This window comes from Halomonas tibetensis, assembly GCF_042643535.1.
In the GTDB taxonomy this organism is placed as follows: domain Bacteria; phylum Pseudomonadota; class Gammaproteobacteria; order Pseudomonadales; family Halomonadaceae; genus Halomonas; species Halomonas tibetensis.
Genome location: NZ_JBHRSQ010000038.1, coordinates 37,665 through 55,437, shown reverse-complemented (window position 1 = coordinate 55,437; position 17,773 = coordinate 37,665). Strand labels below are relative to the sequence as shown.

The window sequence follows — 17,773 nt, the reverse complement described above, 5'->3', positions numbered from 1 at the left end:
AACACGCGGCCGCGCAAGACATTGGACTGGCGCACGCCGCTGGAAGTTTACGCCGAGGTGCTCAAGAAATCGGTTAGTGGCCCGAGCACCCTTCAATAGTGTTGCGCTTGGAACTTGAGACCGCCCTCTGATGGCGGGCTGAATATAATTTTTTCTTTATTAGTAATTAATGCTTTTATGGCTCTTTTGCAAATTCCCCATTGCCAAGAACAGGTTAGATGCTATCCGGTATCAATATGTTTTGAATTGTTGCGAATTGAAAAAAATATCTTGGCTCTTTGTCACTTCACACACTATTACTTAAAGGCTATCAGGCAATCGATGCCATGGCACCATGATGTTTTTTGGCACCAAAGTTCAGATACATGGGCGGCATTTTCTCGAGTTAGCTTTTTTAGTGAATGAGGATGGAGTGCTTCGCTCCAGCCTCGACACCTGCTTAGCGTTTGGTTTTGAGGGAGCAGGATGTCGAGAAAATGCCATGGATTTGGGAGAGTACTTGCTGGCCAGCGTTGCTGGTCAAAAAATGCTTCCGGCTCAGCAGTGATGTCAGCTCCCGTCGATGGGTGGGGAGGACAGCCAGCCTGAACAGGGGCGGGAGAAGATCATGACCAGGGCAGCGGCTGGGCAGGGAGTCAACGATCAGGGCACCGATACCCAGGGTGCTAACGAGAACAAGAAAGCGCACACCGATATTACACTCCCCGTTACGGACTGGTGGCGACCCCGATACCCCTACCGGGGGTTCAGGCGCGGTGGCAAGTCACTCCGGCAGCGCCGTCAGGTGGGAATGGGGCAATCGGCTCGATCCACCCACCATGGCCTGGAACCCCTGGAACCCCGCTTCCTGCTCAATGGTGAACTGACCTCGCTGTTTGGTAGCGGTGCCTTTGGCGACATGGCCACGGACGCCGCCGATGGCTTCCTCGCCTTCGGCAACAAGCTCGATGACATTATCTCCGATCTGGACGAAGGTTTTGCCGGCCTGCCGGGGATGCTGACAGAGCGCTTCGAGGTCGATAGTGACACCGGTGACATCACAGGTACGGAAACACGCCCGCCCAAGATCGCCGGCCTGCTCGGCCAGGCGCTGAAACGCGACCCGGATTCAATTGATCCAGATATCCCTAATGATCTGGGTTCTCTCCAGGAGCATGAGCAGGATTTCAGCGGAGATAAGTACCAGAACCTGGCCAAGCGGGCTGATTATCTCTATGGCTATGCGTCAGGCACTGTAGGATCCAATGGCCAGTGGAATGGCCCCGACCAGGATGCCGTCCTGGCCACCCTGGATCTCGATGGCGACGGCATGGCCAGCTGGCGCGAAGCCTTCGACGTGCTGTTCGTCGGTAACTTCCTCTCGGTGCTGGATGACTTCGCGTCGGCCGTAGACGGTGGCGCAGACATGGCAGATGCTACCGACGATACCGTTAGTGCCCTGAACTCGCGCACCGGCGCCATCGCTGCCGAGTCGACCTCCTTCGACCTGTTCGAAGAAGTCGTGTTTACCGCCAGCGAAACGTTCAATGACCTGCTCAGTCTGGAAAGCGGCGGCTTCACCTTTGCGGCCAACGATAACGATTCACCTGATTTTTATACCCTGGGCTTCTCCGGCAACCTGATGTTCGGCTTCGCGCATACCTTCCAGCTCGACTTCGGCATCGTCGCCGACCAGCTGGGTATCGAAGCGTTGACTGAGCGATTCACCAGTGGCGGCAGCCTGACCCCGTCGACTACCCCGGTCCAACCCGAGATCGACCTGACCGCCGACCTGGATATCCCCCTGGCCTTCTCCTTCTACTTGCCAGAAGTCGGAAGCGATCCCGACCTGCTCGACCTGGCCCCCTTCCGGGAGAGTTTCGGCCTTCGGGCCGGTACCTTCGTTGACGATGCTCCCATCCAGATGACCCTGTCGGCGGATCAGGTCCCGAATGGGAACTTGGCTGACTTGTTCATTAATGCAGGTTTCCTGGGCCTTCAGGCCACGAGTGGCAGCACCTTCACCCTGGATATTGTACAGGAGATCGATTTCACACCCGCTAGTCTTCCCTCGACCTTGGGTTTCGACGCGGTGCCGCTGGAGAGTGACGGTGGCGTATTGACTGCTGTGGATGCGGTTGGTGACTTCAATCATCCCGTGGAGTTCGAGCTGACGTTTGCGCTTGACGCATGGAGTGGTGGTACGGATACCTCGACCACTGCCGTCGCGGTTGATGTTGCTCCTCCCGGGGACGGTGAGACAGCCCAAGTAGTACTGGAAACCGCTCTCGCTGCGCAGTTCGAGGAAGCCCTAAAGGTCGAGACAATTGATGGAAAACTGACGATTTCTCTCAACGAAGAAAATCGTTCGACCTTGGATCCTCGTTTCGATGGCAACGATATTCTTATCGACCTGAGTGAATCTCAGGTGGATGACCCAACTTTTATCTCGGCGTTTCTGCTATCGGTGGGTGTCGCACTTCCTCAGCGAATAGGCGTTGCAGGGGCAGTCGGCAAGACCATAGACGATCTAGTCTCTGAACTCGATGATCTTAGCGGTATCTCTGCTGAAAAAATCATGCAGGACGTTGCAGATTCGGAGACGGATCCTCCTGAACAGGAATATGCTGGTCAGATCCGTATCAGTTCCTCTTCTTCCGAGTCCCTCTATCTGGTCGACGAGTTTTCCATCGACGCCGATGGCGTTGTGCGCCTTGATGAGCTGTTGACCGCTGACGCTGGTGATCTCTTTGACCTTCCCGCCGCTAACGAGGCTTCCTTTGCCTTCGACCTTACCTTCGATGTAATCACAGGCCTCGAGCGTACCACCGGAAGCTGGGGCGATATTCAGATTCATTTCGGCAGCACCATCGATAGCGTTGTGGCAGGTGCAAATCCAAATATAACCGAATTCAACATCTTTGATTTCAGTGACAACGAAGACACAGGATCGCTCGTACAGGACCGCTCCGGCAACTGGCGGATGGACTACAGCGCTGAGCTGGATACCGACCATCCCAGCCTGCTCGAAACTGGCCTTACCCAGGAAGTGGTCGACTTCAATGTGGTCAGCGCCAATAGCGTACTGGGCATGCTCGGCCAGCTGCGCTCCTGGGCCGATAGCGTGGCGGATTCCGCCTATCTGGGTAACATGGATATCCCCTTCGCCGACCTGGTACTTGGCGAGGTCCTGGGCTTCAACGACCTGATACAGGAAGCTCTGCTGTTTGATCAGATCGGCGAGGAGGCGGGCAACACTCTGAACCAGATCAGCAAGCTGATCGCTCAGGCCCAGATCGATGGCAACATCGAGACCCTGGTTCCCTTTACCAATGTGCAGGAGTTGACGGCTCGGCTGAATGCACTGGGCCTGCTGGAAACGGCCAGCTTCTCGGATGGAGCGCTGGACTTTGCTGGAAGTACGGCGACTATCTGGTATGACCCTGCGGCCTCAGGCGCCCACGACCCGGCGAATGCCAAGCTGCTGGTACCGCTAACACTGTCGCGTCTCGGTGATCGCGTCAGCAGCGCCGAATCCCCGGTGGACTTCCTGAACCGCCTTGAGGGGGGGAGCGAGAGCCTGTTGGGACCGCTGGAGTTGACTTTCAGCGCCTCCACCATCGAAGTTTCCGTCTCAGAGAGCATGAATGCCACCCTCGGCATTCTTCTCGGCGAGGGGGGTAATCTCAACACCAACCCGGAATTGGCAGAGTTGGGCGTTAAGCCCATGGACCATCTGGCGGTCACCGGCGGTGCTGAGGTGCAGACCGTTCAGGGCAGGCTCTCGGCGGATGCGTCTTTCCAGCTCCGTGTCGGTGGCGGTGACTGGGAAACCATTACTGTTACCAAGCTAGCTACCAGCACAAATACCACGGCCCAGGATCTGGCCAGCGATATCAATGCGCAACTCATTGGTGACTTTAGCGTTATTACCGCAGAGGTCCTTAACGGTCGTATTGTCTTGGTCGCCGATGCCGGTGTTACGTCATTCGATGTGAATGTTCAGCAGACCAATACTGCCTTCAGCGAGATCGGTCTGGCCTCCAGTCGCGCGTCCAATGTGGCCGTGGCCTTGGCCACCCAGGCGGAATATGAGCTGGGCAGTAATGGCACCGTTACTATCATACTTAACGATGGTACTGGCACAGGTGAAAGCATCACCTTGACGCTTCTAGCAGATGACACGACCGGGAACCGTACCCTTAGTGATCTGGTCAGTGATCTGAATGCCCTGATTGGTGTAAACGATGGTGTCATCTTCACCCGCAGCGGCAACGAGTTGATTCTGGGTAGCATCGCCGAGGGCGTTCACTACCTTGATGTTCATTTCGAAGACTTCACCGGCCTTTTCGGTACGGATGATATTTCCGTAAAAGCTGGCCTGCTGCTCCAGGGCGGGGGCGAGATCGCCAGCCAGTACGGTCGGATCAGCGGCGATGCCAATTCGATAGAAGTAAACTACGGAGCTGGTACGGCCACGATCAGCATTTCCCAGACCGAAACCGACGAGCTACGCTCCATCGCCGAGCTGGTCGAGCTGCTAAATGACAAGCTGGCCGTTGAAAGCGTCAATGAAGTGGAATTTGTCGCCCTGGGTGCCAAGCGCTTGGGCATCAAGGCCTTGGATAACACGGTCACCGAGATCACCATCACCGGTGCCACGTCTCTAGGCTTTGCCGATGACGATAGCATCGATAACTCCCTGCGCCTGAGTGCCGCCCAGACCGTGACCCAGTATTTCGGCCCAAGCGAGACGGCTGAGTTCACCATCACGTATAACGCTGGCAGCGGTGAGCAAACCGTTGATATCGAGCTTTCACCTGACGATACCCTCAAGGCACGAACCCTGTATGACCTGCAGCGAGTGCTTCAGGACAAGCTGGATACGGCATTCGAAAGTCGCCTGATCAACGTCGGTATCGATAGTGGCCGGCTGACCTTCACGGCCAGCGAGGCCTCGGTCTTTGACAGCTTCGCAATTTCTACTGATGTCGGCGGGATTGGTGACCAGGCACGCGACTGGCTGGGGCTGGTCGAGATCGAGACCGGCTTCGGCAACCTGGATAGCAACAAGGATGATTTGCTTATCAGGACCCGTTCCGGCGAGATGTTTACCGTCGATCTGACGGGTTTAACAAACATTGATGGCGCCATTACTGCTATCAATAACGCTGCCGGTGGGAAAGTAACCGTCGCCATTTCTAGCGACAACGCCAGCCTGGTGCTAACCGACAACACCGACGATGCGGATGTCATTGAGGGCGGTGTTTTCGAGGTCGAGACCCTTAACGGCTCGCGCACGGCCCGCCAGCTGGGCATCTTCTCTTCTGGTAGCGCGGACCGCCAGGCCGATGTCGGCGACGACACCATCTACGGCGACCGCATCGGCAGCCTCGGGCTGAGTGATCGCATGTCCATCGAAGATGACGGACGCGATCTGCTCCAGGCACAGATCACCCTGACCCTGCCCGACTTCGCCGCCGAGGCGCGCCTGGGCTTTATTGGCGTAGGGCTGGAAGCCGGCACGCCGGAATTGACGGCCAGCTTCTCGCTGGGCCTGGCGGATCCGGGTACGGATGCCAGTGGTTATAGCCTGCGCCAGCTTCTCGATGCCGTGCGAGATGACAACATCACGGCACTCGGTGATTTCCTTGATGCGCCTGAGATTGATGTCACCGCCGGTGATATCGCCTTCGATGTCGCCGTGCTGGGCGAAGCGGGAACGGCCGTTGCTGGTCTCGGCCTTGCCGGTGGTGAGATCGTGGTTCGCTTGATGGACTTCGGGGGTATTGTCGCCGGAGAGTTTGCCCTGCCGACAATCGAGATCGGGAAGTACGAAACGCCAGGTGAGCCCCCATCGGGATTTACTTCCTTTGATACCTTCGAGCAGGCCTTGCAGGCCGTTCTGGGCGACCTGGGCAGCTTCGCTGCGCTGGATTTCTCCACCTTCGGCGCGGCACTGGAAAGCCTGCGCGATATCGTCGACGGCTTCTCCGATATCGGCTTTCTCAGCGAGGAAATTCCCATTCTGGGTGTCAGCGTTCTCGACATGGTGGGCATCGCCGACGACTTTGCCGCCGGCATCGAGGAGATCCTGGCCAACCCGGTCGCCACGATACAAGAGCTTGAAGGGCGCTTGACCGAGGCGCTGGGCCTCCCGTCTGGCGCCATCGGCATGTTGATCGACGGCGATGAACTGATTCTGGATATCGACTTCTCCCGCAGCTTCAGCGAGCCAATCAATATCCAGCTGGATTTGCTGGCATTGGGCGCTGCGGTGCCGGCGGGTCTCACCGGAGAGTTTGGCCTCTACGGCGCCGCCGGACTGGCGGTCAGCGGGGCTATCGATGCCAAGCTCAGCTTTGGTATCGATCTGGAAAGCTTGATTGAAGTAAACGGGGAGCTCGGCACGCCTTCCGTCGAAGTGCTCTACGGCGAGAACCGTACCAACCTGTCCGGCAACCTGCGTGCCACTGGAGACAACCTCACCTTCAATGCCGCCTTGGGGCCTTTGGGTGCCGCCGTTCGTGACGGAACTGCCCTTATAGATTTTTCTTTCGACCTTCTTGATGATTCCGGGAATGTTAAGACTGACTTGGGAGATATTGGGGAGGTATCTGCCACCTTGCCTGTCTACTTCCCCACCAGCTCAAGCTATCTGGGGGATATCTTGCTGGGCGCGGGTTTGTCGCTGGATGCAAACGGCGAGCTTACGCTGACGGGTACAGTAGGCGGAGGAACTGACGTACTGGCCTTCAGCGACGGCTTCTTCGACGCCCTGGACTTCGCGAACTTCGATATCTTCTCCAGCCTGCCGCTGATGATCGACGGCTTCGACCTCTTCCTGTCCAGCCTGCAGTCACTCCTCCAGGGTCAGGTGCTGGGCGTGGATATCCCCTTCCTGGGCGACAGCCTCGCCGATGGCGCCACGGTGATCGAGGACTTCCGCCAGGACTTCGTCGACCCCTTCCGCGAGCAGGTGGCAGAGGCCCCCCAGCGCGGCCTGGAAATCGTTCAGGACCTGCTGTTCCGCTCGCTCTGGGCGACTACGGTACTGGTCAAGCTGGATGAGTCGGCGCCAGCTGACTTCGCTGGGCTGAGCCTGGAGCAGCTGTTCGATCCCACAGACACCGACTGGATCGATATCGGTGCTCTCGGTGGAGTCCTGAGTGGTACCTACGGGGCCAATATCGATCACTACATCAATGCCGATCTAACAGCTGATGGCGTCCAGTGGAACTTCGTGCTGGGTGGCTCTTGGAGCCCCGATGTCGCTTTCGACTTCGATCTGGGCTTCCCGGCCCTGGGCCTGGACCTGGACGTGGACCCCGAGATTATCCTCGAATGGAACCTGGGCCTGGGCTTTGGCCTGAGTACCCAGCAGGGAGCCTACTTCGATGTAGGCCGAGTCGACTACACGATTGATGGAGAAGGGGTAACGGCCGGCGTCACGGCGGGCGCTGAGATCGCTGAGTTCCAGGCCAGAGCGGAGTTGGCCTTTGGCCCGACCGATACCCTGACCGGCCGGCTGGGCTTCCTGGAGTTGGAGGTTTCGCCCAACGGTGACGCCTTCGCCATTATCGATGGCAAGCGCGAACTGGTCGGCACCGGTGTCTTCGCCGACTTCCAGGTCGATCTCGTCAACACCGGAGTCAGTGGCAGTAACAAGCTTGCCTTCTTCGAACTGGGCCAGCTCGATGCCAACGTCACCCTCGAGGCGGGCGCACGCCTGGATGTTGAGGGTACCGTCCAATTCAACGACGATATCCTGCCGTCGGGCACCATCGCCCCACTGCTGCCCAGTATCCAGACCGACTTCATCTTCGACTGGGGCAATACGGCCGATGGGCCTAAGACGACAGATGGCGATGTAGTCCCACTGATTACCGCTAGTCTGGCTTCCGGGTTGCAGTTCAACTTCGCCGACTCTCTCAACGAGATCGCCTTCAATGATGTGAAGCTCAACGTCGGCTCCTTCCTCACCGATTTGTTGGGGCCAATCGTCGGGCAGATCCAGCAGATCACCGGGCCACTTGAGCCGATCATCGATGTGTTGACGACACCCATACCGGTGATCTCCGACCTGGCCGGCAAGCCGATCACTTTGGTCGACCTGGCCGCCACCTTCGGCGAGTTCAACCCCGGTTTCATCTATGCCATCGCCGATATCATCCAGTTGGTCAACACTATTGAAGGCCTTGGTGAAGGCGATGCTTATATAACGATTGGTAGCTTCAGTGTCTTCGACAGTGGCCTGAATTCGGCGGTATCCGGTAGTCAGTTGGCTAGTGGCGGCTTCGATCTCTCGGGCGCCTGGGGTGAAGGGGAGAGCTTCCTCGAGGGGATCGCAGGCTTCCTCAGCGGTGAGGATGGGCAAGACTTCATCAGTGACTTCTCCACCCTACTGGCTGGAAATAGCAGTGATGCCGCGGGTACGACTAATAAACTACTCACCAGCGGCTTCGGCGAGGGCGGTGGCTTCGACTTCCCGATCCTGAACGATCCGGCACAGATCTTCGGGCTGCTGGTGGGCCGGCCGGCGGTGCTGGTCACCTACGACATGCCGCCCTTCGTACTGGATTTCGAGTACCAGCAGAGCTTCCCGGTCTACGGCCCCATCTTTGCGGTGATCACCGTGGGGCTGGGCATGCAGATCGATCTGGCCTTCGGCTATGACACCCAGGGCTTCCAGACCTTCGCCGATGGCAACTTCGAGAACCCCCTCGACCTGCTCGGGGGCTTCTATATCAGCGACCGTGAGAACCCGGATGGCAGCGGTGCCGATGTGCCCGAGCTGATCCTCACCGGCGAGGTCTTCGCCGGTGCCGAGGTCAACCTGGGGATCGGCAGCGCCGGGGTGGAAGGCGGCATCATCCTGACGGTCAATTTCGATCTCTATGACCCGGATCGCGACGGTCGGGTGCGGTTGAGTGAACTGCTCAGCGTGATGGAGTTCGAGGCACGGACCGGCAGCCCGCTGCTGGCACCTATCGCCATCTTCGATATCTCGGGGGACATCGCCGCCCAGCTGCGTGCCTATATCAAGATCCTGACCAGCAAGTTCACCATCGATATCACTCCGCCCATCGTGCTCTTCGAGTTCTCGATTCCCTTCGATCGCGAACCTATTTTGGCCACTGAAGCCGGTGACACGCTGATTCTCAACATTGGTGACTCGGCGCGCCTGCGCCTGGAAGGGGATACCCGTGATATCGGCGAACATATCATCGTCGAGCAGACGGGGGCGGACTCGGTCAAGGTGTGGTCAGACCAGTTCGGGGTGCCGGTCAATGCGGCACAGACCTACAGCGGGATCGGCAAGATCCTGGTGCGCGGCGGCGAGGGCAACGACTTTATCGACCTCAGTCGCGTGACCAGCATCGCCGCCGAGGTTCACGGCGGGGAAGGCAACGACACCATCTACCTCGGCGGCGGAAACGACCTGGTCTACGGCGGCCTGGGCAACGATCTCATCGATGCCACCAAAAACAGCGGGGGAGGCAACAACACCATCTTCGGCGGCCGGGGTGACGATATCATCCATGGCGGCAGTGGCGATGACCTGATCTTCGGCGGTACGGGAACACTGCGTCAGGTGGATGTCGAGGTCGACGGAAGCACGGAAGACGGGCTGCGCATCAACGCCTCCGCTTCCCGTGACGATGGCAACAACAGGATCACCACCGGCAACGGCAACAACCTGGTCTTTGGCGGCGGTGGCGATGACATCATCATCGGTGGCAATCTTGCCGATATTCTCTTCGGCGATGGCGGCCAGGTCACGGTAACCAAGAGTTCGCCATGGACGCTGCACTCCGTTCAGTATATCGACCTTGGCGCTGGCGGGAATGATCGTATCTTTGGTGGCGATGGCAATGACATCATCTATGGCGGCCCCGGCGATGACATTCTCAAGGGTGGTGAGGGCGACGACACGATCTACGGCAACAAGGGCTTCGATATCCTCTTCGGTGATGGCTCGGCCTTCGGTATCAACGATTCCTTGTCGGCTGATCCGGACTTCACCTTCAATGATAACGAAACCCCGCTTGATGGTGATGACGATTTTCTTGAAGTCATCCAGTGGACCTTCGCTGGCACCTCTCATGGTGACAACACCCTCTATGGCGGCACCGAAGACGACCTGATCTTCGGCGGCTTCGGCGACAGCATCATCGATGGCGGCAAGGGTAGCGACACAATCTTCGGGGATGGTGGAAAAGTCACATACACCGCTGACGGAATTGCTATCAGTATCGAATCCCTTGTCGACGAGTCAGATACCGATCCTGTCAGCGGCACCAATACCCTTATCGGTGGGGGTGAGGGCGGTAACATCATCTTTGGCGGCGCCGGCGTGGATACCATCCAGGGTGGCGGTGGTCCAGACCTCGTTTTCGGCGGCGCTGGTAATGACAATATCGATGGTGGTGATGGCCCCGATGTGATCTTCGGTGATACGGGGCTGGTCGCCTACCGCAACTTTGGCGGGGAGACCGTGCACCGTCTGATCGGTGACGATGAGCTTCCTTACGATATCAAGACCATCTTTAATGACAGTGAAAACAATACGTTCGATCTCAATCCCGCGACGGTCGATCTGATCCTTGCCCTGCCTAATGACATCAACGGCGATGACACCATCGTCGGTGGTGCCGGCGACGATATCATCATCGGCGGCGGTGGCGATGACCATCTTTATGGTGACTGGGAGGTCGACCCTGGCAACTTGCCAGCCACCGCACCTCAGGGTAGCGATATCGTCGTGGGCGATTGGGCCAGGCTGGATTTCAACAGCCGACGCATCACTGCTATTCAGAGCCTGTTTGCCGGTGACGGCGAGGGCGGCGCTGACACGCTCTACGGCAACGGCGGTAACGACGTGCTGATCGGTGGTTCCGGTGGGGATACGATCCACGGGGTCAACGGCGGTACGCTCACTGGCAATACCTTCACGGCGAATATCGTGCAGGTCGTAACCGCCTTCGATAATGATCCGGAATCTCTCACATACGGCGAGCCCATCACCGAACCTGCTACCGGCGACGATATTCTGGTTGGCGATAACGCCCTGCTGACCTTCGCCCCGGCCGTGGGTCTCCACGCAAATGGCGCTGCCCTTGTGACTTTCGGCGGCTACCTGACCCAAGTCGAGACGACCGACACGAGAAATGCGACCGGTGGAATCGATACCCTCTACGGCGACCTGGGCAGCAATATCCTGATCGGCGGCGCCGAGGGCGACTTCATCTATGGCGCCAATGGCGACGACATCATTCTGGGTGATAACGGCGTCGTTACCTTCGGCAGCCAGTCAGTGGACGGCAAGTCTTTCGTCTTCCTTGATCGAGTCGAGAGCGTGGTGACCGAAGATGATGATACCGATGGCTTTGTCGGCGGCGTCGATCACATCCTCGGTTTCACTGGCTCCGAGATCGTCCTGGGCGGCATAGCTGGCGACATTATTGACGGCCATGAAGGCGACGATATCCTGCTGGGCGATAACGGCCTGGTCAAACTGATCTCGTCCTGGGATGTGAATACAGATGCCCCCGGCGCCAGGCTCTTCCTTTCCGGCGTGGTCGAGCGCATCGTCACCACCGATACCGAGAATGCCAGCGGCGGCGTGGATACCATCAAGGGCGGTGAGGGCAACGATATCCTCCTCGGCGGTGCCCAGGGCGACTTCCTCTACGGCAATCTGGATATCCCGTTGACGGATGGCCAGGTCGTCGGCGACAACCTGATTCTCGGTGATAACGGTGAGTTGGTCTTTGATACGAGCAATCCCGACTGGGTCTACCTCTCAATGGTCCGCAGCTTGCTGGGTGGCGACGGCGTCGCCGCTCCTAGCGAGTACGTTGGTGGTGTGGATACCGTTGAAGCCGGGGACGGCGCGGATATCGTTATCGGCGGCATTGCCGGCGATACGCTCTATGGCCAGAAGGGCAGCGATATTCTCCTTGGTGACAATGGCCGGATAGAGCTGGTCTCCGCTGCGAACGTTGTTTCAGGTCCTGGGGTGCTGCCTTATCTGGGCGGTACCGTCTCACGCATCGTCACCACCGATACCGAGAACGCTAGCGGAGGCGCAGACGATATCTTCGGTGGCGAGGACAGCGATATCCTTCTCGGCGGCGCCGAGGGCGATACCCTCTACGGAGACCTGGATGCTCCTTTAATCAACGGCCAGGTCGTCGGCAACAACCTGATCCTGGGTGACAATGGAGAACTCCGGTTCAATAACAGCGACCTTGAGCATGTGTATCTCGAATTTGTCCAGAGCTGGCTCGGGGGCACGGACTTTAACGGTGTGCTGCTAGATAAGCCGGTTGACGACAGTAACTTTGTCGGCGGTGCTGACCTGATCTACGCGGGCGACGGCGACGATATTGTCCTCGGCGGCGAGGATAGCGACGAGATCCATGGCCAGATGGGCAACGATATTCTTCTGGGTGATAACGGTCAGCTGGACTTCGAGTCTGGCAAGTCCCCAGCTGGCGATGTTATGACGCTGGGTGGTGTCCTAAGGGTTCTGCAGACCACCGACGACCACGATGATGAAGGCGGCCAGGATTTAATTTTGGGTGGTTTCGGCAACGATATCATCCTGGGTGGTGTGCTCGGCGACCTGCTGTTCGGCGAGGAGGGCAACGACATCCTTCTTGGTGACCAGGGCCGCCTTGAGTGGAACGAGAAGGAAGGCGATGCCGGTTATCGCATTCTCGACCTGGTTACTACTGCCAACCCGACCTTGGGCGGCCGCGACCTGATTGATGGTGGAGCCGATGAAGATGTGATTTTCGGCGGAACCGACAGCGACCTGCTGTTCGGCGGCGCCGGCAGTGACCTGATGTTCGGCGACCATGGAGAGCTGCTACCCCAGCAGAATACCTACGAGGGTGGCCAAGCCGAAAACTTCTTCGCCATCGATACCGGTGCTGATGATGGCGGTGCCGGCGATCTGATGTTCGGCGGTGACGGCGACGACATCATGCTCGGTCAGCAGGGCAACGATGTGATGTACGGCGGAGCCGGCGACGATGACATGATCGGTGGCCACAACGTCGAGGGTGGAATCGATGAGCTGGCGGGCGATACAGCAGCCTTCGAGATGCTCGTGGGGGATCTTGGCACGGATGCCAAGGTGCGTAATGACTCCTTCAACGACCTCATGGACGGCGGTAGCGGCAGCGATGTGATGTTGGGCGACAACGGCACCATCTGGCGCACCGACGACAAAACGAGTCAGCGGCACTTTCAGCTTGTTGGCGGCGAGATGTACGCCATGCCTACCACCGCCGGAACCGAGCCTGATACCGACAGCGGCTATCCGTCACTCAATCTGGCTACCGAAGGTGGCCAGGGCACGGACCCCAACTGGTCCTTTGGACGGACCATCAGCCTGATCGATCATGACCATGACACCCAGGATGCGATCGGCGCGAACCGCCCCTACGGCGACGATCTGATGGCCGGTGGCACGGACGGCGACATGCTGTTCGGCGGCCTGGGCGACGATGTGATCCAGGGCGATGGCAGCATCGAGATCCTGGGTGACTTCGAGCTTGGCACCTTGCTGGCCCAGTGGAATATTCTCCTGACTGGCTGGCAAGCGGATACTGATATCAGATTGGGCAGCCTTGTCACTGGCCTGGAAGGAGACGATATCACCCCCTTGCTCGATAGCGGCGAGCCCGGCCCTCACTCCATCGATCTTTATGTTAACGATGACCAAGTCACCGCTGGTGACAATCCCATCCTCTCTCTGCGCTTCAACGTTATCGAACGTGCCACTGATGGCGACGACTATATCGAGGGCAACGGCGGCAGTGACCTGATCTACGGCGGCCTGGGTCAGGACGACATCATCGGCGGCAGTTCCTCCCTGTTCGGCCTGGATACTGCCGAGCAGCGACCCGACACCGGCGACGAGCTCTACGGCGGTGCCGGCGAGCGGCTGCAACGCAACGAGTACATTTCCCACAATGAGAACTTCGGGGATGACGGTCTGGCCTGGCAGGACCGCCATGGCCGCGATGCCGATGTGATCATGGGCGATAACGCCAACATCTATCGCCTGGTCGGCGCCGGTGGCCTGCCGCTAAGCTTCAACTTCGATACCTCCCGCCACCTGAGTGCCGGCGAGTTCTTCGAGGCCCGCCAGTTTGCGCATGACACCGATCCGGCCGATATCGCCGCTGCCTGGTATGACCAGGCGTGGATCCTGATCCAGCCACGCGCCTTCGAATTGCTCGACTACAAGGCTGGGTATGGAGATACCTACGAGGGTGAAGGGTTTGGCAGTAACAGCGGCGATGACCTGATCCATGGTGAGTCCGGCGATGACCTGATCCACGGCATGGCCGGCCACGACGCCATCTTTGGCGGTAGCGAAGACGACCAGATCACCGGCGGTACCGGCAATGACTGGATCAGCGGCGGTACAGGCGACGATGGCATCCTCGGTGACGACGGGCTGATCCTGCCCAGCCGCAACGGTCAGGAAGAACGGCTCTTCGGCGTCGACGCTATTGATGAGGACGAGCTCAATAAGGTGATCAGCACGCCCGGCAATATCCAGTTGGCAGTGATCAACCAGAGTCACGAGCTGAAGCTGGCCGTACGCCTGTTTGCCTTCCCCGGCGAGGGTGGTGGCGAGCTTGCGACCGAGGGCAACGACATTATCTTCGGTGGCCTGGGCAATGACTGGCTACACGGTGGAGCCGGCGACGACGCCATCTCCGGCGCCGAGGCGCTGCCCGGCTACTACGATGGCCGCCTCAACTGGTTGTTGATTGCCCAGCAGGAGCTCTGGGAAGATGAAGGGGGGAACACGTTGGATCCCGCCCTGGTGCTCTGGTACGCCGATCGCGCGCCGATCAATACCGGCGATATCCTGCAGTACGAGGGTCGCCGACCCGGCACCGGTGAGTTCTCACTCTACGACGAGCACGACCCCTGGCGCCGCACCATGCTGGGCAGCGACGGCGAGTGGGTGAAGAATGCTGGTTGGTTTGAAGCCGATGGTATCTCCGGTGAGGCCAAGACCTATCTCGACCTGCTGATTACGCGATTGGTCGATGGTAAGACCGAGTATCTGGTCGGCCTCAATGATGATGGCGATCAGGTGGCGCTGTTTGACTTCCTGCTGAACTTCGACCCCACCGAGGGCCCGATCGATACCCGCTTTGACGGTGACCGGGCCACGGCCACAGACGGCGACGACCGCATCTTCGGCGACCTGGGCAACGATTGGCTGGTTGGTGGAACCGGCCGTGACCATATGTATGGCGGCCGAGGCGACGACATGCTCAACATGGACGACGATCACGGTTCCAACTTCGGCGATGTGTCGGGCAAGAATAGCCATCCCAAATTTGACGGCGACAATCCCCTGGGCAATAACTTGCCGGACTCTTACCAGTCCTACGCCGATATCGTCTACGGCGGCGCCGGGCGCGACCGTCTGATTCTCAATACCGGGGCGGACCGGGCCATCGACTGGGTGGGTGAGTTCAACAGCTATGTGGTGCCCTTCAGCCCCTTCGGTGCCTTCCAAATCAGCCGGTCGCTGCAGCCGCAGCTCCAGGAGTTTCTCTACGCGCTATCCGAGAGTGACGGAGCGGACCAGTGGGCGCCGGATCATGAACGCCATGCGGAAGACCAGGGCAACGATCGGCGCATCGCCGACCTGGATGGGGCCCGCAACTATGAGCCCTATGGCGAGCTTGGCCTGGTGCTGCAGAAGGACGCCGATTGGCAGGAACAGACCGGCGCCCCGGACGACCCGCAGCCCGGCAACTTCCAGGGCAAGCGAGATGTCATGCGCCGTGAGCTCTTCCAGGGAGATGATATTGATGCCCTGGAGAGCAGCGCCTTCTCCGTGCAGTCAGGTGACTGGACCATGGGCGGAGGGCTCTATTCGGTCGCTGCCGAAGCCACTGTGGGGGCGGTGAGCATCCTGCACCTGCAGGACCAGCTGCCCAACTATCTCGAGATTCTGGTCGATGTCAGCGCCGATCGGCCCAGAGGTGGCGTCAAGGCCAACGCCTATATCCTCTTCGACTATCAGGACAGCGACGACTTCAAGTTCGCCGGTATCGACATCAGCACCAACAAGCTGGTGATCGGCCAGCGGATCGCAGATGAGTGGCGTGTCCTTTCCGATACCAACCTGCAGATGCGTGGTGGCCAGATCTATGAGCTCGGGCTGATCCTCAATGGCAACCTGGCGACCCTCATCGTCGATGGCCGACACGAGATCGGTCACGCCTTCGGTACGGACCTGCTCAGCGATGGCTATCTTGCCTTGGGCTCTGACAATTCGGCCAGTCAGTTTGCCAACTATCAGGTGCAGAGCCTCCCTCCGTTGACTACCTATGAGGCAACCTGGGGGTTTGATGGCGCGACCCATGGCCTCGAGGAGACTGTCGGAGCATGGCTCCTGGAAGAGGGGTGGCTGAGGGGATCAGCGACCGCTGAGCCGGCCATGCTGTTCGGCTCCCTGCCGCTGGGCGTCGCCCCTTACGCTGCTCTGGAACTCGAGGCCCGGCTGATCGCCGAGGGGCGTTCGGGTTTCGTCTATGACTACCACGACGCCGACGACTACAAGTTTGCTCTGCTTGATGTTGAGGCCGGCCAACTGCTGATGGGCTATGTGGCTGGTAAAGCAGCGCAAATCAGCGCCACCCTGGACGTGACCCTGGCCGGAGGCGAAGCCTACGACCTCAAGCTGACGCTCACCGGTGGCCAGGTTCTGGCAACCTTGAAAGTGGCCGGCGCCGAGGGCGAACCGACGATGCAGCTGGCCCACGTCTACTACAGCCAGCTCAATGCCGGTGGCTGGGGTCTGATGGTTGATGCCAACTCCGGTGGTGAATTCGCGCACTTCATGGCCCGCACCAACGATGTTGCCTACCTGCAATCCGATGAGGCCCTGACGGCGGCGCGCCCTGCCCTGGGGAATATCGTGAGCGCTGCGGTGCCGACCGAGTATGACCTCGACGTGCTGATGGCCGAGGCCTGGAAGCGGCTGAAAGCCGCCCATGGAGATCACCTGCCAGACGCAATGCCTGACATCGACCTCGAAGTGGTCGACCTCGGCGGACTGCGCCTGGCTCAGGTGGTGCAGGAGCGCATTCTGATCGATGCCCAGGCAGCAGGCCATGGCTGGTTTATCGATGCCACTCCGGATGCCGACGGCGAGTTCACCCTCGAATCTGAAGGGACCCTGCGTGCCGGAGAGGGCAGCGATGCCCACGGCCGTATCGATCTGCTCACCGTGCTGATGCATGAGCTAGGCCACTTGGCGGGCCTGCATCATGCCGACGACGATGGCGAGCTGATGGCCGAGACCCTTGAGCCGGGCGTGCGGCTGCTGCCGGTGGCGTCAGATCATGACGAACACGGCCATGCATCGGCAGAGCCGTTCCCCGGGCAGGGGGGCGAGAAACGCAGCGAGAAGAGCAGTGGCCTGGCACTAGGGCATGAGCTGCTGCTGTTCGACCTTCGAGACGGTGTCATCAGAGGGGTGATGAGTGCGGGTGGGTCGCATCAGAGCCCGTCGGTAGCGGTCTCGGCTGACCGTGCCAGCGAGCTGCCAGACCACGCCGGAGAGGTCATTCCGGTTCCACCCATTGACGAAAATCCTCTGGGGGAGGATGACGACATGGAGGGATTTGACTTCGGTTCGTTGAATTCGGCGGTGCTGTCGAAGCCGCTGTCGCTGATAGGGAAGTTCAGTTCTCGACTAAGATGAATGTGAGCCGACGGTAACGGTCCGTCACTGTCG

At 59.2% G+C, this 17,773-nt stretch carries 2 protein-coding genes; both read left to right on the top strand.

Annotated features, from left to right (window positions below; all coding sequences use genetic code 11):
• Window positions 1–337 precede the first annotated feature (337 nt).
• Window positions 338–547 (top strand): hypothetical protein, encoded by a 210-nt coding sequence (locus tag ACFODV_RS15750; RefSeq protein ID WP_379761137.1) that lies wholly within the window; start codon window positions 338–340, stop codon window positions 545–547.
• 60 nt (window positions 548–607) lie between these two features.
• A complete protein-coding gene (locus tag ACFODV_RS15745) occupies window positions 608–17,740 on the top strand; it encodes a matrixin family metalloprotease (RefSeq protein ID WP_379761135.1) in 17,133 nt (5,710 codons plus the stop codon).
• Window positions 17,741–17,773: the final 33 nt, after the last annotated feature.